At 69.8% G+C, this 21,386-nt stretch carries 17 protein-coding genes; all 17 read right to left on the bottom strand.

Annotated elements, in window-relative coordinates; translation table 11 throughout:
- Window positions 1–3 precede the first annotated feature (3 nt).
- Window positions 4–387: a DUF4150 domain-containing protein gene (locus WMF12_RS35210; RefSeq protein ID WP_437741064.1), complete on the bottom strand. Its 384-nt coding sequence runs from the start codon at window positions 385–387 to the stop codon at window positions 4–6.
- A 6-nt stretch (window positions 388–393) separates the two neighbouring features.
- Window positions 394–984 carry a DUF3540 domain-containing protein gene (locus WMF12_RS35205; protein WP_437852372.1) on the bottom strand — a complete coding sequence of 197 codons (591 nt, stop codon included), beginning with the start codon at window positions 982–984 and terminating at the stop codon, window positions 394–396.
- A 67-nt stretch (window positions 985–1,051) separates the two neighbouring features.
- Entirely contained in the window at window positions 1,052–2,143 is a 1,092-nt protein-coding gene (locus tag WMF12_RS35200; protein WP_437852371.1) for a pentapeptide repeat-containing protein, read from the bottom strand.
- 173 nt (window positions 2,144–2,316) lie between these two features.
- Window positions 2,317–5,436: a DUF2169 family type VI secretion system accessory protein gene (locus tag WMF12_RS35195; RefSeq protein ID WP_437852370.1), complete on the bottom strand. Its 3,120-nt coding sequence runs from the start codon at window positions 5,434–5,436 to the stop codon at window positions 2,317–2,319.
- 82 nt (window positions 5,437–5,518) lie between these two features.
- A complete protein-coding gene (locus WMF12_RS35190; RefSeq protein ID WP_437852369.1) occupies window positions 5,519–7,936 on the bottom strand; it encodes a type VI secretion system Vgr family protein in 2,418 nt (805 codons plus the stop codon).
- A gap of 249 nt (window positions 7,937–8,185) precedes the next feature.
- Window positions 8,186–9,019 carry a hypothetical protein gene (locus tag WMF12_RS35185; RefSeq protein ID WP_437852368.1) on the bottom strand — a complete coding sequence of 278 codons (834 nt, stop codon included), beginning with the start codon at window positions 9,017–9,019 and terminating at the stop codon, window positions 8,186–8,188.
- A gap of 1 nt (window position 9,020) precedes the next feature.
- Window positions 9,021–9,485, bottom strand: a complete 465-nt coding sequence (locus WMF12_RS35180) for an ABA4-like family protein (protein ID WP_437852367.1) — start codon at window positions 9,483–9,485, stop codon at window positions 9,021–9,023.
- 79 nt (window positions 9,486–9,564) lie between these two features.
- Window positions 9,565–10,236, bottom strand: coding sequence for a TetR/AcrR family transcriptional regulator (locus WMF12_RS35175; protein WP_437852366.1), 672 nt, complete (start codon window positions 10,234–10,236; stop codon window positions 9,565–9,567).
- Window positions 10,237–10,523: 287 nt separating this feature from the next.
- On the bottom strand, window positions 10,524–11,489 hold the full coding sequence (locus WMF12_RS35170) for a hypothetical protein (RefSeq protein ID WP_437852365.1): 966 nt from the start codon (window positions 11,487–11,489) through the stop codon (window positions 10,524–10,526).
- Window positions 11,490–11,618: 129 nt separating this feature from the next.
- Window positions 11,619–12,629, bottom strand: coding sequence for a UDP-glucuronic acid decarboxylase family protein (locus WMF12_RS35165; RefSeq protein ID WP_437741054.1), 1,011 nt, complete (start codon window positions 12,627–12,629; stop codon window positions 11,619–11,621).
- Window positions 12,626–13,789, bottom strand: a complete 1,164-nt coding sequence (locus WMF12_RS35160; RefSeq protein ID WP_437852364.1) for a CgeB family protein — start codon at window positions 13,787–13,789, stop codon at window positions 12,626–12,628. The genes WMF12_RS35165 and WMF12_RS35160 overlap by 4 nt, the downstream gene beginning before the upstream one ends.
- Window positions 13,786–14,919 carry a CgeB family protein gene (locus tag WMF12_RS35155; protein WP_437852363.1) on the bottom strand — a complete coding sequence of 378 codons (1,134 nt, stop codon included), beginning with the start codon at window positions 14,917–14,919 and terminating at the stop codon, window positions 13,786–13,788. The genes WMF12_RS35160 and WMF12_RS35155 overlap by 4 nt, the downstream gene beginning before the upstream one ends.
- Entirely contained in the window at window positions 14,916–16,052 is a 1,137-nt protein-coding gene (locus WMF12_RS35150) for a CgeB family protein (protein ID WP_437852362.1), read from the bottom strand. The genes WMF12_RS35155 and WMF12_RS35150 overlap by 4 nt, the downstream gene beginning before the upstream one ends.
- Window positions 16,043–17,296, bottom strand: a complete 1,254-nt coding sequence (locus tag WMF12_RS35145; protein ID WP_437852361.1) for a glycosyltransferase family 4 protein — start codon at window positions 17,294–17,296, stop codon at window positions 16,043–16,045. The genes WMF12_RS35150 and WMF12_RS35145 overlap by 10 nt, the downstream gene beginning before the upstream one ends.
- Window positions 17,289–18,590 carry a TIGR04295 family B12-binding domain-containing radical SAM protein gene (locus WMF12_RS35140; RefSeq protein WP_437873921.1) on the bottom strand — a complete coding sequence of 434 codons (1,302 nt, stop codon included), beginning with the start codon at window positions 18,588–18,590 and terminating at the stop codon, window positions 17,289–17,291. The genes WMF12_RS35145 and WMF12_RS35140 overlap by 8 nt, the downstream gene beginning before the upstream one ends.
- Window positions 18,587–19,720 carry an SDR family NAD(P)-dependent oxidoreductase gene (locus tag WMF12_RS35135; protein ID WP_437852360.1) on the bottom strand — a complete coding sequence of 378 codons (1,134 nt, stop codon included), beginning with the start codon at window positions 19,718–19,720 and terminating at the stop codon, window positions 18,587–18,589. The genes WMF12_RS35140 and WMF12_RS35135 overlap by 4 nt, the downstream gene beginning before the upstream one ends.
- Window positions 19,717–20,835 (bottom strand): NAD-dependent epimerase/dehydratase family protein, encoded by a 1,119-nt coding sequence (locus WMF12_RS35130; protein ID WP_437741047.1) that lies wholly within the window; start codon window positions 20,833–20,835, stop codon window positions 19,717–19,719. Before WMF12_RS35130 ends, WMF12_RS35135 begins: the two co-directional genes overlap by 4 nt.
- Between the last annotated feature and the right edge of the window lie 551 nt (window positions 20,836–21,386).

The following is a 21,386-nucleotide window of genomic DNA, read 5'->3' as shown; positions in this document are numbered from 1 at the left end:
ACGTCACTTGAGAATCAGAACCTTGGTCTGGCTCGGGACGATGGTCGTCGAGTTCGTATTGATCTGGTTCCCGAGGCCGTTGGCACTGAGAACCACCGCCGGTTTCCCCTGCCACAACGTGTTGCGAGAGAACCGGAGACGCCTCGCGGGGCCCATGTTGCGGCCGGAGATCACGCCGCCAAGGAGCCCGGGGTTGTCGCCGGAGGTGAGCGGAATGGTCGTCGCCAGGGTATGGACGGGAGCGGGCCCGATGCGCACTTTGTACGCGGGGGACGTCCCCATGGGCTTCGCCGCAAAGTTTGGAAACGGGACGGGGATGGTCGTCGGAAGACGGCAGACGTCCGGGATGCCAAAGTCCATTCCACCGCGCGATGTGATTGCAAACATGTTCGGTCACCCTACCTGGATCTGATCGGCATCGATCTTCACGACGTGGCACGCGGTGATCTTGGCGTTCTCGCTGTGGATGACGAGGTTGCCCTTGGCCGCGTAGTCGATGCGCTCGGCGCGCACATGGTCAGCCTCTTCCACGATGCGGTAGGAGCGCTTCACCCTCTGCGACAGCCGTTCGAGCGCCGAGTCGAGGCTGCGGCCGATCAGCTTGGCCCGGTCGACCTCCCCGCGGGCCATCTTGCTGAGGAACGTGAACAGCTCCAGCGCGACGTGCCCCTCCTTGGCCTGGACACGGAAGGTCGATGCGGCCATCGAGAGGTCCTTGCCGGCGGCCACGTGTACACCGTCGGGCGCCGCGAGGCCCAGCGAGCCGCGCCGCAGACGAATCTGGAGATCTCCTTCGGAGACGAGGTGTGAGGGCGCGCCTTCCTCCCGCTCGAGAACGGCGAGGATGTAATGCGCGCCGTTCACGGCGGTGAGGAGCACCAGGTCTCCGGCGGCGGGCTCCAGCAGACAGCTCGTCGCGCGCTTCGCGCGGATCTCGCCGTTCTCGGTCTCGACGATGTACGCGGAGCCATCGATGCGGAGCACGGCGCCGTGTTCGCCGTGGGCTTCCCGCTGGGTTTGTCTCGCTCTTGCTGCGCTCTGCATGGTTTCCTCATGAGTGAGGGGTGCGTTGACTGCCGGCAGGCCTCCCAAGGACGTTGGCCTGCCAGTCTTCTGCTTCCTTGAGCTCCTGGTCGTCTCCGTGCGCCAGCGCCTTGCCCGGCGGCCAGATCGTGCCCTTGTCCGTCACACGGTGCAGCCGCGCGCGCGACAGCGTCGCGTCGGAAAAGTCGGCGAACGACACGTCGGCGTGGGAGAAGTCTGCATGGCTCAGGTCTGCCCGGCAGAAGCGGGCACCCGGGCAGCTCGCCCGGTGCCAGACGCTCATCTCGAGCCGCGCTCCCGAGAGGTTCGTGGCGCCCGCGCGCGCGTCGACGAAGAGCGCCTGGCTCAGGTCGGCCTGGGTGAGGCTCGCGTTCATCAGGGTCGCTTCGACGAAGTCGGCCAGCTGGGCGACGGCGCCGTCCAGCCGAGCCCCGGTCAAGTTGGCGCCCTTGAAGCCGCATTGCGTCAGCGTGGCCCCTGAAAAGTCGCAGCCGCGCAGGTCGGCGCTGGTAAATTGCGTTCTGCTGAGGTCCATCCGCCGGAAGTCCTTGGGCCCCATCCGCACCTCGACCAGGATCGCTTCCACGAGGGTGATCCCCGTGAGAATGGCCTGGGACAGGTCCTGACGGAACAGGACCGCCCTGGTCAGGTTGGCCTGAGAGAAGTCCGTGCCCTCGAGCGTGACGCCGAACAGGGTGCCGTCGGTCAGGTTGGCACGGACCAGTCGGGCGTTCTTGAGCTGGGCATAATCGATGGTAGCCGACGAGAGGTCGGCTCCGGTCAGATCGGCCGATTCGAGGTCCACGGCCGAGACGCTCGCTCCAACCAGCGAGGCGTCGGTGAGCACGGCCCCCGCAAGCGTACAGTCCATGGCCGTGCCAAGGTGAAAATCCAGCCCCTTCAGGTTGGCTCCCGCGAGGTCACAGCGGTGAAAGATCGCCTCGCGCACCTTGACGCCGGTGAGGTTGGCGTTGGTGAAGCGGACATCTTCGAAGATCCCGCCGGAGAGGTCGAGCCCCGACAGGTCGAAGCCCGACAGGTCCAGCTCCGAAACGACCTCTTCTTGTTCGATCAGCTTGCACAGCGCTTCCCTGTCCATGCTCCCTCTAGAACACCGATCACGTTGAAACCCGGAGAATTTTCACAGGGAGGCGGGGAGGCGGGGAGGAAGAAAAAAGAATTTCTTTCTCTTGCCGTTTCTCGCTCCCCGCCTCCCCGCCTCCCTGTGAAATTCCTGCTTTTTTTTCTCGTGGTTTCAGTCCGTTTGTCGCTCTAGGCCGGTATTACCCTGAGTCGCTTGAGGTTGGCGCCGGCAAAGCTCGTGTCGTCATCTCCAACCATTCGATCGGCGCATGCGCTGAACAGGTTGGCTTTCTCGAAGTTGGCCCCCTGGACGCACGCGTGGTTCATGATGCTCTGCCTCAGGTCGGCGGCGTAGAGCGACGCCCTGGTGAGGTTGGCGCGGGTCAGCATGGCTTCGGCGAGGTTCGCGCGATCGAGGCTCGCCTCCGTCAGGTCGGCCTCGTTGAGCAGCGCGCCGCGCAGGTCGGCGTCGGAGAGGTCGCTGCCGGCGAGGCTCGTCCCCATCAGGTTCGCGCCGGCGAGCGTCGCGCCGGAGAAGTCTGCGCCGGCGAAGGACGAGCCCATCACGCTCGTGAGGTCCTTTGCCATCACGCTCCGGAAGACGGCGCCGTCGCCCTGGGCGGCGATGAAGGTGGCGGAGCTCAGGTCGACGCCGGTGAAATCGACCTCGGTCACATTCACCTCGTTGAAGGTGCACCCCGAGAGCCGCGCGCCCACGAGGCGCGCTCCCGTGAGGTCCACCTGCTGGAACATCGCCTCTTCCGCGACGACGTTCTCCAGGTTGGTGTCGCAGAAATTGGCCTCGGAGAGGTCGGCGCGCGAGAGATTGGCGCCGGACAGATCCGCTCCCCAGAGGTCCGCCTTGACGAGCACGGCCTCGCCGAAATCGACGCCTCCCGTGGCCTTCACGTCCCGCAGGCACGCCGAACCAAAATTGGCTCCGTTGAGCCTGGCCTCCGAGAGATCCGCGGCCTCCAGGTTGGCTCGGGCCAGGATGGCTCCCGTGAGCTTCGCCTTTCGCAGGATGCTCCCGGTGAGAAAGGCCGACTCGAGCATGGCGCCCTCGAGGTCGATCCCCTCGAGGTCGAGGTGAGAGAGGTCGGCGCCCGTGAGGTCGCACCCCGCGAAGCTCCGCCCCTCCTTGTGCCCGGCCTCCACTTCGCGGCGAAGTCGCAGCGATTCTTCGCTGTCGAGGGGCGCGGAGGCCGCCAGGAGGTGCGCGAGCCGCGGCCCGTCTTCGCCCAGCTCGGCGAAGGACGAAGCCCTGTCGTCCAGATCCTCCGCAGACGCGAAGCCCTCGCCGTCCGCAGCTTCACCGCCCCACGCCTCGTCCTCGGGCAGGGCGTGGGCAGCTTCGGGCGCCTCGTCGGGGAGGTGGAATGTGTCGTCGAGGTCCTCGCCAGCGGCGGCCTGGGTCTCGTCCTCGAAGGCTCGCCAATCCAGCGACGACACCAGCGCTTCGGTCTTCTCTGGCGTGAAGCCCTCGCTCGTCAGCGACTGCCGCATGCGCTCGCGGACCTCCGACATCCTGATCTCGCTCGGACGCTCGGCGGCGTTCTGACGCGCCCTCGCCAACAAGGCACCGACGTCGACCCCGTGCGCCGTCAGCCCGCTGCCGAGCTTGCCCTCGACCAAGCGGACCACGGCCTCTTCGGGTTCTTCCGGGTCATCGAGGGACGCGAGGTCGTCGGAGGGCTCTTCCTGGGCGAGGTGCGCCGCTGGATCGATGCCATGGTCTCGCAGCTGCTTCTTGCCCCATTCCGTGAGCGCTTCCTGCGCGCGAAGCGCTTCGGCCTCCTCGGGGTCGTCTTCCAGGGCGGGCGTCGTCGCCGAGGCTGCAAACGCGAGTGCCTCCGGGTCCGCCTCGTGGTCCACCCCCGTGTCCGCCTGGGACCACGCGGGGCTCTCCTCTTCCTCCGTCTCCGTGCCCTCTGGGAAGTCCGTGGCTGGCTCCGCCTCGTCCTCGTCCTCGTCGGCCGCGGCGACGAGGTACTCGGAGTCGGTCCCCACCTCGGCGAGCTCGGCCTCGGTCGCCTCGACGTCCTGGTCCCCCTCGAGCTCGGCCTCGGCCGCTTCGACGTCGGGGTCCTCCGCTGCTCCCGCCTCGTGGACACCGGTGGTGACGACCCCCGCGCCGGCCGCGGCTCCAGCCGCGCGCTTGACGGATCGAGCCGGAGTGCCTCCCAGAAACCCCTCTCGCCTGAGCTTCGACGCGAGCCCGGAGAGCGTGTCATCGGGCAGCGGCGGCGCCTCCGGATCTTCGGGCTCGGGCATGAGCACGTCGTCCTGGTCATCCGGGAGATCGTTGCTCGCAAGGCCAAGCCGGGGGATCAGGTAATCGTGGTAATACGCGACGGGCCTGGGAGCACCCATCGCTTCGCAGGCGACCAGCACGGCCACCACGTCGTCCGCGTCGTCCTCGGAGATCTCGATGCCGCCGCGGAAGAGGACGACCCCTCGCTCGCGGTGCGGGAACAGACGCACCGTGTCGAGCTTCATCGCGGGTTCGTGGATCTCCACACCGTCGCTCGCCTTGAGGACGACGAAGCATCGACTTGCAACCCCGGGGAGGGCACCTTCGATCCGGGGCTTGTCGGGGTGCATGTTCTCGACCACGAAGGCCTCGTCGCCCCGGAAAAAACCGTCGATCTGCTGGTCTTCCGGGGCCATGTTGAACAGCGTCGGGTCCAGATCCCGCGCAAGACCAGGGAAGCACTCGTCGCGCCACGCCGCGTCGTAGGTGCCGATCTTGGAGAACCGCTGGGGCCACGTCAGGTCGTAGCCGTCGAGGCCGGCGGGCATCGGGCAGTCGCTGCGCGCGTGGATGAGGTGCTTGGGCGACTCGATGTTGGGGAGCGCCGCGCTCTTGTCGCCGTGGCCTTTGCCCAGCGGGTTCCTGGCGAAATCCTTCCCGCCAAAGGCGTTTCGCCAGGTGACGGGCATCTCGGTGAAGGGCGCCGGGTCCGACATGCCGAGCATCCCCCACGTCCGGTCGCCGATGACGTAGAGGCTCTTGTTGATGGGTCCGAGCTGGACGCGGACCGAGCTCGCGGGGCGGGCGACGCGCCCCGGCGGATAGCAGCGGCCCGTGACGAGGAGCTCGCCCCGGGTCTTGGGGTTGAACTCGTCGAGGAGGCCGTCCTCGCCGAGCTCCTCCATGGCCATCTTCCAGACCGTGGGCTCATAGAGCAGCCGGGCCGGCCGGTCGTAGGAGAAGCCGACGAAGGTGGTGACCACGAGGTGCGGGGTGCGCTGGTGCATGAAGACCCTCGGCACCACCCCGAGGCGCATGGGCTTGACGATTTTCATCCGACGGACTCCAGGGTGGCGGGCTCGATGGGGCGTTCGACTCAGCGCTCAGCGCGAGGCTGTTCCACAAGCAGCAGGTGAATTACTGGATGAGGTGCAGCTGCCCCTTGTGGAAGCCGAGCTGGTATTGAATGCGATACAGCTCGACGCTATGCTTGAGCCCCTTCGCGTTGACCTCGGCGAACGTCACTTTCTTTATCTCTTTGGGGGCATATTTGTATGCCAGCCCGTTGATCCTCTCGGTCTTGGTTCCCCTGATGATCTCGATTCGCGACCCGATCGTGGTCTTGTAGAGCCCGGTGATGGTGCTCTCGGCAGGGCCATTGACAGTGCTTTGCTTCGGCCCGTGAAGCGTGAATTTGACCGGGCCGAAGACCTCGGCGGTGTTACCACCCCTGATCGTCTTCCTGCTTCCCCCCGCGTGAACGGTGGTCGTTCGCCCTGCGTAGAAGTTGCTGGTGGCGTGGCCGCGGACGTCCGCACGTCGCGTGCCGTTGATGTCGACCTCGCTGGTGCCGTTGACCGTCGTCTGGTTCGACACGTGGATCGTCGTCTCTCGCCCGTTGAAGAAAGTGCTCTTGTCGCGGCCCTGGATGTTGGTGTTACGCCTCCCAAAGACGCGCAAGCTGCTGTTGCCCCTGATGGTGGCGACGCGATCGCCCACGAGCATGAACGTGTCGTCGCCCCCGATCCTCGTGGTACGATCCTTCGTGATGGTGGTCTTTCGGTTGCCGCGGAGGATCGTCTTCTCATTGCCGAGGATGGTCGTATGGCGATAGCCCAAGATCACGTTCTGTGAGTATCCAGCGATGAAGCTCCCGGCGTACCCCCCGACGGCGCTCAGGCTGAAGCCCCCGATCACGCTCTCGGAGATGCCCACGGTGATCGCCGTTCGGTTGCCACCTACGATGTTCTCGGAGCTGCCTCCGATCCATACATAGGCGTGGCCCTGCGACTTGACTTCATACGAAGATCCGCCGTTGGGCGCCCCCATCCGGAGGTAGGTGTTGTCATAGGGCGTCGACAGCGTGACCCGCTCTTGCCCGGCCTGGTCTTCGAGCTCGAGCCGGTTCCGCCCGCCCGTCTGGATCACGTTCCGCGTGTTGTTCCCCGACGTGACCGGGCTCGGCGTCAGCGCGTTGGGCGCGACGCCGACGATGGCCGGCCGGTCGGGATCGCCCCCCTCGAAGGCGCACATGACCTCGACGCCAGCGCGCAGCGGGAAGTGGAAGCCCTCGATGCCGCCGCCGTGGGGCTGCAGCATCCGGACCCAGGTCGACGCCTTCCCCCCGCTCAGGTCGCTCTCGTCGAAGTGGAACTTGATCCGGTAGCGACCATGGGTGTCGATCTGCGCGTACTCGCTGACCGCCGCGCCCTCGACGATCGCGATCTCGGTGCCGTAGATGCGCGGCCACTCGGTGACCTGCGGCGCGCGGAACTGCGTCGTCACGGGGATGGCCTTGGCCTCCATGCGGTAGTTCTCGGTCCACGTCGCGAAGTCGCGGAGCTCGGGCATGTCCGGGGCCTGGTTGGACCAGTGCTCGACCTCGATGGTCAGGTACTTCGTGTTGAACGCGGCCCGCGGGTGGTCCTCGATCTCGAAGGTGAACCCAGGGACCACCGTCGCTGCCTTGCCCATCGCCTGGTAGACGACGCCGGTCGCGGAGAGGCTCTCGGCCTTGATCCGCGCCAGCCGCGCCCCGTCGCCCGACGAGAAGAACCGCGCGCCGTACAGGCTGACCTCGCCGAAGCCCTTGGGGCTGACCGACGCCTGCCCGGTGACCGGTACGGCCGGCGTGGCGTAGTTGTAGTCCTTGAGGCGGACCGTGCCGGGCATGGCGTCATGCCGGCAGGTGAAGGCGTGGAACGTGTCCTTCGCGGTGTTGGCGCCGCCTGGCTGCGGGTAGTAACGAATGGGCTTGCCGCCATGGGGCTGATGGGCCGACTTGTCATCGACCAGCACCAGCGTCTCGCCGCCCTCCCCATGCTCGAAGTGATAATAGATGCCTTCGCGCTCCATCCACCGGGCGACGAAGGCATAGTCGGTCTCGCGGTACTGACAGACATGCTCTTCGGCGGTGTAGGAGCCCTGGAGCTGGAGGGAGCAGTCCGTGACGCCGCCCTTCTGAAGGACGGCTTGAAGGATCGCCGGGATGGCCTGCGCGGTGAAGACACGGCTGTGAAACGACATGGCGAGCAAGGCGAGGCGCGGGACCATGGTGGCCCGGAAGACGGACCGGCCGGCGAACTCGTTGATGAGCTCGATGCTGCCGAGGACGCCGCTCCGAAGGAAGGGCTCGCCGCCGTCGCTCCGCTCCAGGGAGATGCTCACCGGCTGCCCCACGGCCGCCGCCATATCAAAGCTCTGGCCGACGTCGTTCGTCATCACCAGGTAGAGCTCGAAGCGATAGGGCTTCGAGATGCCCTCGGTGCCGTGAAAAGCTACGAGCTTGGTGGAAGAGGGCAGGGCGCTTGATTGGACGACGAAATTGTCAGGCATGGCGAGCCTCGCGGGTGGGAAACAGCGGCAGGCGCAGACGCGCTGGAGAGCCTAGACGGAATTTGTGTCAGTTGTGTGGCGTGGCGCCTGCTTGTTGTTGTCCGTCGGTGACGATGAAGTGACGGATTCATTGCAGGCGCCGTCGTCCGGTTGATGACATTCCGCTCGCGCCCATCGTCACGCGGCAGCGGTCCGCGCCGGCTCGCCTCTTTGCTTCCAGCAGCGCAGGACCGCCGTCCGCTCGGCGCGCTACATCCGAATCAGCGGTCGCCCTGCGAGGGCCGTCAGGAAGAGCGCCAGCGCGACGGCGCCGTAGCCGATGCCGAACGCGATCACCCATCCCACTGCCCGCCGCGTGCGCGGCCCCGACCCCGGCGCCCGCGCCGACAGCCAGTACCCGACCAGCGGGACGGCTTGCAGCGCGTGCATCCCGAAGAAGTGGGCTATGCGCAGGTCGCCTCCTCGCGTGCTCCAGTTGACGGCGGGGAGGCCAGGCCCGCCGTCGGCGACGCCGACGCTGTGCGCGTTGTGCGCCGACATGAAGCCGCCTTCCGCGCAGGCCAGCAGGAACAGCAGGAGACCCAGCCGGATGCCCCAGAGATACGGGGCCGGCAGCGGGGGTCGCGTCGCCCAGAACCTGTACGCGAGGTACGCCGCGAGCGCCGTGTTCACCAGGATGGCGATGCCCATGAGCGCGAACACCGCCCCGTCGAACAGCGTCGATTGATTGAAGTGCGACGCCACGCCCCGCGCCGCCTGCGCGGTGATCGCGATCATCTCGAAGCTCACCATCGCCACCGTGCCCCAGACGACGGCCCTCCGGCCTCGCTGCGGCAGCGCGACATCGCCGACGAGCCAGTTGATCGTCAGGAGGTAGATGGCGATCGAGGCGGCGAATTTCGCGGGCTTGATCCACGGGTTCACCCCCATCACGAGGCGCGCGTCGAGCGGGGCGACGGCGAGCAGCAGGACGAGCAGCGCGACGTGGGCGGCCGCCGCCATGAACAGGACGGGGCTTCGCCGGAGGAGCTCCTCGATCGAGCGAGGCAGCGAGAGCGAGGGGCTCAGCGAGCGGGCGCTCATGTCAGGCCTCCCCGGCGCGGCGCGGCGCCGCGGTCGTGACGACGGCGCGCGGCGATCGATCGGCGATCGCGCGGACGGCGAGGTAGAGCGAGAACCCCATCGGCCCGAGCATCAGCGTCAGATAGAGCACCGGAGCCATGAGCCACGGCGAGATGTCGCGATCGCGGCTGTCGAGGTACACCCACCGGCCCACGAAGAGATCGAAGGCGAGGAAGTGAACCCAGCCGATCGTGGCGCCCGCGGGCGAGCCGAGCAGCGGGGCGACCGCCGCGAGGCTCGGCTGGTTGACGATCGGGAACACCTCGCGGATGACCGGGAGGACGAGCGCCGTGTAGAGCAGCGCGGGCGCTACGACCACGAGCGGCGACTCCATGATCCGCCGCGTCCATCGAGAGCGGGGCAGAAAAACCATCAGGAACCAGAACGGCATCACGAGGAAGCCGCTCAGTCCAAAGACCCTATCCATCATACCCTCCACCGGCTGCTGGTTGTAACGACGAAACTATTCGTAACAGTGTTAACTTTGCGGGAAAAAAAGAGAGCGATCAGGGGCGCAGGCCTCGGACCATCATCTTCATGGCGATCTCCAGGGTCCGGTCGACGTCGTCGGCCGTGAAGCGGCCGCGATCGGCCAGGCCGAGGGCGGTGATCCCGTGGACCAGGGCCCAGACCACCTGGCTGTGGCGCTCCACGTCGCCGCGCTGCATCAGGCCGGCGTCCATCGCGGACGCGACCGCGTCTTGCAGCACGTTGAACGAATCGATCATCGGCTGTTGCCGCGCTTTCCGCTGGTCGAAGACGAAATCGAAGCGCTGCATGAACATCAGCCGGTAGTGCACCGGGTTGTCCATGCCGAAGCGAACGTACGCGGCGCCGAGCGCCACGAGCCGCTCGATCGGGTCCGCCGTGCTCTCGGCGGCCGCGACGAGCGCCCGCTGGAACTCGGTGAAGCCGTCGTGAACGATGGCGAACAGGAGATCGTCCTTGTCCTCGTAATAGCGGTAGATCGTCGTCGCCGAGTAGCCGATGCGCTCGGCCACCTGGCGCATCGAGAACGCCTCGTAGCCCTGCTCCAGAAACAGCTCGCCCGCCGCCGCCAGGATGGCGCCCCGCAGGTTCTCCTTCTGCTGCTCGCGGCGCTGCTGGCTCGACGCCTGCAGGCGCTCCGCCTGGGTCGTGCCGCTGATCTTCGTGGTCCTCGGGCGCGAGCTCGCCATGTCCGTGTCGCCTGGCCTCCGGGCGGCGCAGCCGCCGCCTCCATCGTCTTACGTAACGGTGTTACTTTTTATAACTGCAGCATCGTCTGCCGTCAAGGATCTCTTCGCGAGGGCGTCGCGAAGGACTCCAGCTGGAGCTCGATGCGTTGTGGGAGGAAGTCGACCAGCTCGGCGCCGAGGAGGGCGGAGCACTGGAGGAAGACCAGGAGAGCTGGCCGCGGCAGCCTGCCGGCGGCGCCTTCGGCGCCGTCCGAGGCGCCCTTCGTCAGTTCTGTTCGCCGGTGCGGTCAGTTGATGGGCACGAACTCCACACACGCCTCTTCGATCGCCGCGAAGGCGTTCGTGAGGCCGTCCTCGAGGTGCCCTTCGCACAGATCCCAGAAGAACCCACGGCCGTCGGCGGCGAACAGGTCCACGAGCTCCTGCATGTCCTCGGCCTCTTGCGCGCTCCCATATTCGCCCTCGCACTCCCGCCTCCCGGCGATGCCGAGGAACACCACGTTCTTCGCGTCGCCCTTCGCGGCGACCAGCCGATCGTGGATCTGCTGCGGCGTCTGGCGCGGGACGGGCTGCTCGTCCTCGTCGGTGATCGCCACCACCACGAGCAGGGCGTCGTCGCGGAGGAACCCCGCGTTCTCGGCGGTCGAGAACGGCGGCTCCAGCGCGGCGGCGACGGCGGACGCGGGCTGCTCGTCGTCGCTGTCGCCGGTGCACTCGACGTCGTCCCCATAGAGATCTGCAGCGCACTGGAACTCGCTCGTGAGCGCGGTGCTCGTGCTCTCCATCCACGCCTTGCCGCTCTGGAACGAGCACTCGCCCGCGGCGCCGCGCGTGTGGAAGGTGGCGGGAAGGGGGCAGGCGTCCATCACGGCCGCGCGGAAGTCGAGGATGCTATCGATATTGAGCAACGCCTGCGCGAACGCCGGGAACACGACGTCGCGCATCGTTGCCTTCTCCTCATCCATGCTCGAGGAGTTGTCGAGCGCGAACACGACATCGACGTGCTCGCACCCCGAGGAGGCCGCGCCGCTGCCTCCTCCCCCGCTGGTCCCGCTGCCGGACCCGCTGCCGGAGCCGACCCCCTCGCCGAAGGAACCCCCTTGGCCGCTCGAGCCACTCCCCTGCCCGCTGCCCGCGCCCGAGCCCGAGCCGCCCGGCGAACCGCTGGTATCGCTCGTGCCCGAGTCCCCGCCGCAGCCCACGAGACCCACCGTCGCCGCGCAGAGCGCCGCGCACCATGCCCTGAGATCCATGCCGCTCTCCTTCGCTCTAAGTTAAGGGCGCAGTGCCCCTGCCGTTCGCCGCACGGCCCTGTGCGACAATCGGGCGTCAGAGAGCTGACGGTATCACGAGCGCCGCAGCGACTCCACGGTCGGCTCGGCTCAGCCGTTCGCGGCCCGGGGCAACGGTGCGTCATCGTCCGACACCGGGAGCCCAGGTGCGCGGTGGCCCAGCCCGAGCGCGCTCCGGAAACCCTCGATCGTGCGGCGCAGACCCGTGCGCAACGGCACCTTCGGCTCGAACCCGAGCACCCGCCTCGCGCGATCGATGACCGGCTGCCGCTGCCTCGGATCGTCCTCGGGCAGCGGACGGAACACCACCCGACCCCGGCTCCCGGTCAGGTGGAGCACCTCCTCGGCGAGCTCCAGCACCGTGAACTCCTCGGGATTGCCCAGGTTCACCGGGCCCGTCTCGGCCGGGTGCTCCATCAGCCGGACGATCCCGTCGATGAGGTCCTCCACGTAGCAGAAGCTCCGTGTCTGGGAGCCATCGCCGTACACTGTGAGATCCTCACCCCGGAGCGCCTGCACGATGAAGTTCGACACCACCCGACCGTCATCGAGCGCCATCCGCGGACCGTACGTGTTGAAGATCCGCGCCAGGCGTACTTCGACCCCGCGACGGCGGTGGAAGTCCATCATCAGCGACTCGGCGCAGCGCTTCCCCTCGTCATAACAGGAGCGGATCCCGATCGGGTTCACCGCGCCTCGGTAGCCCTCCGGCTGCGGGTGGACCTCGGGATCGCCGTAGACCTCGCTGGTCGACGCCTGGAAGACCCGCGCCCCGCAGCCCTCGGCGAGCTCCAGCGCGTGGAGCGCGCCGAGCACGTTGACCATCGTGGTCCGGACCGGATCGCGCTGGTAATGCGGCGGGCTCGCCGGCGAGGCGAGGTTGTAGATGCGGTCGACCTCCCGCTCGTACGGCTGCATGACGTCGTGCTCCACCAGCCGGAAGCGCCGGTGAGAGAGGAGATGGGCGACGTTGTCCCGGGAGCCCGTCGAGAGATCGTCGAGCGCGACGACCTCGTGGCCCTCCCGGATCAGCCGATCGCACAGGTGGGAGCCGACGAATCCGGCGCCCCCGGTCACCAGGATGCGGAGCGCTGCGCTCATGTCTCTCTGACCTCCTCTCCAGGTCGACTCCCCACGTCGACGTCATCGTCCCCGGTCTCTCGGGCGCTCCGGCGCTCCGGCGCGCCCTGCTCGTCGAGCAGCTCCCGGGTGTATCTCTCCAGCGCCTCGGCGCGGTGCGCCGCGGTGTGTCGGGCGAGCACGCGCTCGCGCGCCCGCTGGCCGATCGCGATCCGCTCCCGCTCGGGGAGCTCGCGGATCAGGTGGAGGACCTCCTCCGGGGAGCGGGCGACCAGGATCTCCTTGCCCGGCTCGAAGAGCTCGTCGAGGCCCGGCCAGTCGTCGCTGATCACCGGCACGCCGCACGCCGCCGCCTCGAAGAGGCGCACGCTCGGCGAGTACCCCGCCTCGATCATGTCCCGGCGGGTGACGTTGAGCGTGAAGCGCTGCGCGCCGTAAAAGCCGCGGTGCGCGCCCGGCGGGACGTGATCCGTGCGCTCGACGTTGGTGGGCCAGCCGATGTCCGCCGGGTACTGCGGGCCGGCGACCACGAAGCGGCCTCGCCCCCAGCGGCGCGCCGGCGCGACCAGGAGCCGGTCCAGCGTGGGCTGGCGATCGGCGCTGTACGTGCCGAGGTAGCCGAGATCCCACCGGAGCGGCGCGCGCTCCGGGAAATACTCGTCCGGATCCACCGCGCAGTAGAGCGGTCGCGCGCGCTTCGCCCCGTGGCGGCGCTCGAGCCGCTCGAGCGTCGGGCCGCCGGTGAACGAGAGGTACAGGTCGTACCGCGGGATCAGCGCCGGAGACAGGTACCCGGCGCCGCCCCGCTCGATCTGCTTGAGCGTCACCGGCGTGTCGATGTCGTAGAACGCGGTCTTCCCGCGCGCCGTCTCCGTCACCCAGGCGCCGACCTCGGCGCCGTCGGGCACGTAGGACCCGACGACCACCAGGTCCGCGTCGCGCACCGCGCCCCCGAAGCGCGCGCGGAGATCGTCGAGATCCCGGTAGAGCTCGGTCCGGCCGTAGGGCGGGCTCGGGAGATCGCGGTTCTCGGCGTAAAACGAGAGGTCCCGCTCCAGGAACAGCACGCTGTGCCCCCGCTGGGCCAGCCGCCTGAGCAGCCCGCGGTACGTCGTCGCGTGGCCGTTGCCCCACGACGAGGTGATCGACAGGCCCAGGAAGACGAAGGAGATGGGCTTCACGGCGGCGCGATCGCGGTGAGGGTTGCGCCGTCGGGGCGGGCCAGCAGGGCCTCGACCTGCCTCGCGCGCTCGGCGTAGGTGTGCCCCGCGAGCACGCGCTGCTTCGCCGCCCTGCCGATGGCGCGGGCCCGCTCGGGCGTGAGCGCCCGGAGGATCTCCGCGACGTCGTCGCCGCTCCTCGCGACCAGCACCTCGCGCCCGGGCTCGAGGAAGAGCTCGATCCCCTCCCACGCGTCCGTGACGAGGCACGCGGCCGCGCCCGCGGCCTCGAAGACCCGGGTCGCCGGGGAGAAGCCGACCGACGCCATGCTGTCGCGGGCCACGTTCAGCACCGCGCGGGCGCTGGCGTTGAAGGCGTTGTGATCCGCCGTGTAGACGTGCCCGACGTACCGGACGTTCGGGGGCATCCCCTTGTCCTGCCAGCCGCTGCCGCCAAGGAGGAACCGGAGCCCGGGGAGCGCGGCCGCGGGCCGCAGGAAGAACTCCTCCACGCGCCGCTCCCGGTCCGGCAGGCGGTTGGCGAGCAGCGCAAAATCACAATGAAATCGAGGGTCTGGCGCGACCTCGAAGTGGGTCTCGGGGTCGAGCGCGTTGTAGATCGGCGCGCAGCGCCGCGCGCCGAGCGCCTCGTAGCCGCGCACCACCGGGTCGCCGCCGCCGTAGGTGAAGACCAGGTTGTAGCGCGGGATCTGCGCGCGGAAGGGATCCGACGGCGCGGCGCGGACCCGCTCCAGCGTGGCCGGGGCGTCGACGTCCCAGAAGATCGTGGTGAGCCCCGGCCGATCGAGCGCGGCGACCTCGGCCTCGAGCAGCTCGTCGAAGACGCCGACGCCGCTGGCCTTGACGACCACGTCGGCGCTCCGGGCCTGCTCGACGAGCCGCCTGGGCTCCGCGGGGTCGGCGCCGGAGTAGACGACGACGCGGGCCCACGGCGGGTCCTCGATGTCGCGGTGCTTCTGGCGATCGTAGGCGTCCGGCTCGTGGAAGGTGATGCGGTGCCCTCGCGCCGCGAGCGCGCGGAGGATGCCGCGGTAGTAGGTGGCGGCTCCGTTCCAGTAGGCGGAGACGAGGCTCGATCCGAAGAAGGCGATGTCGAGCGATCGGCTCGGGGTCGGGCGTCGGTTCGTCATGACGTGGCTCGCTGGGGTGTGGCGGCGGGCGCGGGGCGGTCGACCTCGACGCCGAGCTCGGCGGCGATGGCGAGGAGCTCGTCGACCCGGTGGGCGCACGTGTGGCGCGCGAGGATCGTCGCGCGCCCCCGCTCCGCCAGCTCGGTGGCCATGGCGGGCTCGGCGAGGAGGGCCGCGAGGCGCCGCTTCATCTCGTCGCCGTCCCGGGCGACGAGGTAGTCGCGGCCGGGCGAGAACAGCCCCTCCGCGTCGCTCCACGGCGAGCAGACGAGCGGGATGGCGCAGGCCATGGCCTCGAACGGCCGGATGGTCGGGATCCCCGGGAGCGAGGCGACGTAGGGCCTCCTCGGGACGTGGACTGTCACCCTGGCCCGCGCGAACGCCTCGGGAGCGCGGTAGTTGGGGAGCCAGCCCCGGTGCTCGATCCCGGCCGCGTCGAGCGCGGCGCGGGCGTGGTCGGGGTAACGCACCCCGTGCACGCGGGCGGAGAGGCCGAGATCGCGCGCCGGGCCGATCAGGAACGCGTCGAGCTCGCGGGTGCGCTCCTCGTCGCCCCAGTTGCCGATCCACACGAGATCGCGCTCCGGCCGGGCCCCGCGGCGCGGGCGGAACACGCGGACGTCCGCTGCCTCGTGCCAGACGAAGGCCCGGCGGGCCCAGCGGCGCGCGAGGTAGAGGTCGCGGATCACCCGGCCGAAGGCGAGGACGCCGTCGTAGCGGGTGAGGTCGTAGCGGGCCATGGCCCCGGGATCCGTGACCGACCGGTGGTGTGTGTCGTGGAAGAGCAGCCGGTACGACGCGCGTGCCCGATGCGCGCCGACGCGGGCGACCAGCTCGGGCTCGCTCCACTCGTGGACGATGACGAGCGAGGTGCCCTCGAGCGCCTCGTCCAGGTCGAGCGAGGCAAGGTCGTACCGGATCGGATCGACGCGCGGGTAGACCTCCCTCACCTCGCGCAGGGGCGCCTCGCCGTGATCGGCGACGAGGTTCTGGAGGCTCCAGGCGTCCCTCGGCTCGAAGGCGCGGACCTCGTGCCCGCGCTCGGCGAGCTCGGTGACCACGCCGCGGAGGAAGTGCGCGTTCCCGTGGTTCCAGTCGGAGAGCAGGGAGTGGCAGAACAGGGCTATGCGCATGGCGCGCTCGCCTTCTTCACGGGGGGCGCGGCCGCCATGCCCGAGGTTTCGCGCAGCTCGAGCCTCTCGGCCGCCCCGCGCGCCGGCGCGTGCTCCCCCCTCGACGGCGGGCGCTCTTCGCTGGGCCCGCGACCGAGGAGCTCGCCGTAGAGGCGCAGGTAGCCCCGGGCCATCCGCCGCGGCGAGAAGCCGAGGGCGCGGGCGCGGGCGCGCGTGGCCATCTCGCGCCGCGCGCCGGGCGCGTCGATGAGCGCCCGGAGCGCGCGCCGGAGGGCCTCCGTGTCGCCGGGATCCACGTAGAGGGCCGCGTCCCCCCAGACCTCGCGCAGGCTGGGGATGTCGCCCAGGACGAGGGCGCACCCGGAGAGCGCCGCCTCCAGGACCGACAGGCCGAACGGCTCGTAGCGGGCCGGGTGAGCGTAGATCGACGCGCGGCCGAGCGCGGCGGCGACGGCGGACGGCGAGAGCACGCCGAGGTGTCCGAGCGAGGGGAGGGGCGAGGGGAGGGGTGTCGCGCCCGCGCCCCCGCCGGGGCGGACGTCGCTCCCGGCCACCTGGATCGGCCAGGGCAGGTGAGGGGCCACCTCGCCGAGCGCCTCGATGTTCTTGGCCTGGTCCCAGAGCCGCCCCACCGCGAGGACGAGCTCCTCCTTGGGGCGCGGGGCGAACCGCGCGGGGTCGGCGGCGTTGGGGATCACCTCCGCCCGCGCGCCCCCGGGGAGCGGGCCGTGGTGGCGCAGGAGGGCGTCGAGCATCGCCCGGGTCGGGGCCACCACCGCCGGCGCGGCGGCGAGCCCCCGGGCCACCTCGCGCCGGTAGCGATCGTACCGCGGCGGCGCCTCCCCGCCGAGGACCGCGGCCCACCAGGAGAGGACGCACGAGTGGGCCACCACGAGCTTCGGAGCGCGGAAGCCGAGGGCGCCGTGCGCATAGCCGTTCAGGTGGATGAGCGCCGGGCGGACGCGCTCCTCGAGCTCGAGGAGCCAGTCCCCGGCGCGCGCGACGTCGTCCCAGGGGTCCTCCATCCACTCGAGCCGGAAGGAGCTCTCGAAGACGGCGAGCCCGGGCACGCGGCCCGCGGCCTCGCGCTGGGGCGCGGAGAGCGGCCCCCCCAGGGTGGCGAGCGACGTCCGGATCCCGCGCGCCGCGAGCGCGCGCGCGAGCTCGATCGCGTAGGAGAAGACGCCCCCCACCGTGTCGGCGGTCATCAGGACGGAGCCGGGGGCGCGCGCGGCGTCAGCCATGGCCGGGGGGCGCGATCTCCAGCGCGGAGAGCGGTAGAGGGCGGCTGTCCTGGAGGTCGCTGAAGCGATCGAACCGATCGAGGTAGTGCGCGACCGAGCGCTCCCATGCCTCGTCGTCGGGGGTGCCCCAGCGCATCGTGTACTCGGGCGAGCCCGGGTAAGGGAACATCGGCACCGGCTCGTTCGCCCACACGCCGTGCTGCTGGAGCCGCTCCCGGAAGGCGGCGACGTCCGCGGGATCGTCGGTCGGCGACTGGATCAGGTTCGCCTGGACGAAGGGGACGCTCTTCTTGGCGTGGATCAGGAGATCGCCGAGCTGCTCGGTCGAGAGCCTGCAGCGCTTGGCCAGGAGGCTCCTGCCCTCCCGGGTGATGCTCTCCACCCCTGCCTCGATCGAGACGCACCCCGCTCTCCCGAGCAGGTCGAGCATCTCCCGGCTCCAGTTGTCGACGCGCATCTGGACGCCGAACGACACCGGGCGATCGACGAGCGCCTCGAGCAGCGGGCGATCCGGCAGGAAGATCTCGTCGATGAAATAGACGTAACGAACCCCCTGGGCGACGAGCCCGTCGAGCTCGTCGAGGAGCACCTCGAGGGGGCGCTTGCGGTAGCCGTCGCGGAAGTTGTCCTTCGCGCAGAAGGTGCAGTGGTAGGGGCACCCTCTCGACGCCTCGACCTCGGCGCCGGGGCCGATCGGCGTGGTGTCGAAGCGGTGGTGGTGGTGGGCGTGGCGCGCCACCGTGGCGTCGTCCCAGCGGAGGGCCGGCAGCCGGGCCATGTCCGACGCGCGCGGGCCGCCCTGCACGCGCGCCTCGTCGCCTTCCAGCCAGGCGATCGCATCGATCTCGCCCCAGCGCGATCGCGGGCGATCGGCGAGCTCCACCAGCACGTCCTCGCACTCGCCCATCACCACGGCGTCGACCCCGAGCTTGCGCAGGGTGGCGCGGGGGGTGGTGGAGGCGTGGGGGCCCACCGCGAGCCGGAGCCCTGGCAGCCCGTGGAGCGCGTGGAGCGCCTGCTGCGGGACGCGGAGCTCGGGCGGGGCGCAGCGCCAGAAGAGGTAGCTCGGCGCGGTGGTCACCACGATCGCGTCGGCGCGGAGCGCGGCGACCTCGTCGCGGAGGGCGCCGTCGGCGAGGCCCCGGGCCTGGGCGTCGACGAGGGTCGCCTCGTGCCCCGCGGCCTCGAGCAGCGCCCTGGCATAACCGTATTCGAGGGGCAGGTGAGGCTCGCGGCAGCCGAAATAGATGCTCCCCTCGAAGCTCCAGGCCGGGTTGACGAGCGCGAACCTCACCGGACGCCCCCCGCGCACGGCTCCTTCGCGGGCTGGCCGACGCCGGCGGCCTTCGCGGCGCCGGTCGCCTCCGTCATCTCCCGCAGCCAGCCGTGCAGCCTGCGCACCCCCTCGCGGACCCGGACGCGCGGCCACCACCCCGTGGCCGCGGAGAGCCGGCGGCAGTCGGAGACGTAGTACCGCTGATCGCCCGGCCGCCACCCCTCGAAGCCGATCAGGGGGCGCTTGCCGTCGAGCTCCTCGATGAGATCGAGCAGCTCGAGCAGGCTGAGGGTGTTCTCCGGGCCCCCGCCGACGTTGAACGCCGACGCCGAGATCTGCCGGATGTCCCTGCGGGCGAGGAGGAGCGCGTCGACGAGGTCGTCGATGAAGAGCACGTCCCGGACCTGCATCCCGTCGCCATAAAGGGTGATCGGCTCCCGCCGGAGCGCCTGGAGGAGGAAATGCGCGACCCACCCCTGGTCCTCGGTCCCGAACTGGCGAGGACCGTAGATACAGCTCATCCGGAACACCGCCGCGGGGAGCCCGAAGGTGCGGGCATAATCGATGACGTACTGGTCCGCCGCGCCCTTGGAGCAGCCGTAGGGGCTGTGGAAATCGAGCGGGCGGGCCTCGGAGACGCCGGAGGCCCGGAGCTCCGGATCCGAGGGCTCGTAGCGCCGGCCGCTGCACGAGAGCGGGACGTCGGGGAGGCCGCCGTACACCTTGTTGGTGGACGTGAGCAGGAGCGGCGGCGGGGCGCTCTCGGCGCGGATCGCCTCGAGCACATTGAGCGTCCCGCGGGCGTTGATCTCGAAGTCTTCCACCGGCTGGACGAGGCTCGTCGTCACGGCCACCTGGGCGGCGAAGTGGAAGACGCTGGAGGCGCGCCGGACTGCGGCCGCGACCGCGCGGGCGTCCCTCACGTCGCCGGTGATCAGCGTGACGCGGTCGCCGTGGGTGCGCCTCAACCACTCGACGTTGCGCGCCACCGAGGGGCGGGAGAGGTTGTCGAAGAGGATCACCGTCTCTCCCGCCTGGAGCAGGCGGTGGGCCAGGTTGGCCCCGATGAAGCCGGCGCCGCCGGTGATCAGCGCCGGGCGCCCCGGCGCTGCGGTCGCGCCGCCCGGGCCATCCGCCGCGGCGCTCATACCGTCAGCCCCCTGGATTCCAGCTCGGCGCGGGCCTGGGCGACAGCGTCCTTCGCCACCTGCCCCTCGAGCCAGTCGGCGAGATCGCGGAGCCCCTCCTCGAGCGAGACCCGGGGCGCATACCCGATCTTCTGCTGCGCCGCGCCGATGTCGGCGAAGCAGTGCCGGACGTCGCCCAGCCGGGATTTCCCGACGATCTCGGGCTCGATACCGCTCTTCCCCATCACCTCGCGGACGCGCTCGGCGACCTCGCGCACGGTGTACGACCGCCCGCTGCCGATGTTGAGCACCTGGCCCACCGCGGCGTCGGCGCCGAGGGCCCGGACGCAGGCGCGGGCGACGTCGGTGACGCTCACGAGATCGCGCCGCTGCAGCCCGTCCTCGAAGATCACGGGCGGACGGTCGTTGAGGAGCCTCGCGGCGAAGATGGCGAGGACGCCGGTGTACGGGTTGGAGAGGGCCTGGCGGCGGCCGTAGACGTTGAAGAAGCGGAGGGCGACGGTCGGGATCTGGTACGCGCGCCCGATCATCAGGCAGAGCCGCTCCTGGTCGTACTTGGAGAGCGCATAGACCGACTCGAGCGACGGGGGCTTGGACTCGGGCGTCGGGATGGGCACGAGCGCCTCGCCCGCCTCGCTCCGGACCTCCCAGTCGCCGCGCTTGAGCTGCTCGAGCGGCCGGCTCGCGCCGGGGACCACCGCGCCGGAGGCCGCCCGGTAGAGCCCCTCGCCATACACGCTCATGCTGGAGGCGACGAGCAGCCTCGAGACCGGCTTCGCGGCGAGCTCCTCGAGGAGCACGGCGGTGCCGACGTTGTTGATCGAGGTGTACTCCGCGATCTTGTACATGCTCTGTCCGACCCCGACCGCGGACGCGAAGTGGACAACCGCGTCCACGCCGCGGAGCGCCGATTTCACCGCGTCCCGGTCGCGGACATCGCCGACGATGAGCTCGACCTCCGGGTCGAGGTAGGCCGGGCGGCCGCGGTCGGGGCCGTGCACCTGAGGGACCAGGCTGTCGAGCGCCCGGACGCGGACCCCCTGGCGCAGGAGCTCGTCGGCCACGTGAGATCCGATAAACCCCGCTCCACCGGTGATGAGGACGTGACTCGTCATATCCCTCTGGTTCGATGATCAGCGCGCGGCGGAGGCGCCGCGAGCCCGGGCGGAACAGGCGAAGCGAGCGAAGCCAGATGAGGCCGGAGGACGAGGTTCCCTTGTGATGACATCGTGCTCCGGCGGATCGCTGCGCGTCGTGTTCGGCTCCGTTCGTTGCAAACAGGGCATGATCGTTGCCCCGGACGCCATCCGAGTACCATGCGACTCACGATCACGCAACACGGTTTGTGAGGTATTCAACAAGGGCCCGCTCCGTGCGATTCTCCGTGCTCCGCTGAGGAATGCTCGAGTCTGGCGAGCCCATAAGGGCTTTCCCGTCTGTCTTCCGGGCCAGTCTGTACCGTTCGAGTGCGAGAGATCCGCTGACGTCGGAGCGGTTAGGGTGAATCCGTAGCGATGGTTCTGATCGGTTGCGTGTCGCCAGCGGCATTGCGTTGAGCTCCGAGGGATTCTCAGGCATTCTGCCGGCGTGCGAGCGGCGCCAGCGCGGGAGCGCGCGAGCGGCGCCAGCGCCGCGCGGCCCCGGCCGGGCACAGGCGCTGCCAAGC

The organism is Sorangium sp. So ce363 (assembly GCF_051520435.1).
Classification (GTDB): domain Bacteria; phylum Myxococcota_A; class Polyangia; order Polyangiales; family Polyangiaceae; genus Sorangium; species Sorangium cellulosum_B.
Note: the sequence above shows the minus strand (reverse complement) of the source record. Positions and strands in the feature narration are given on the sequence as shown.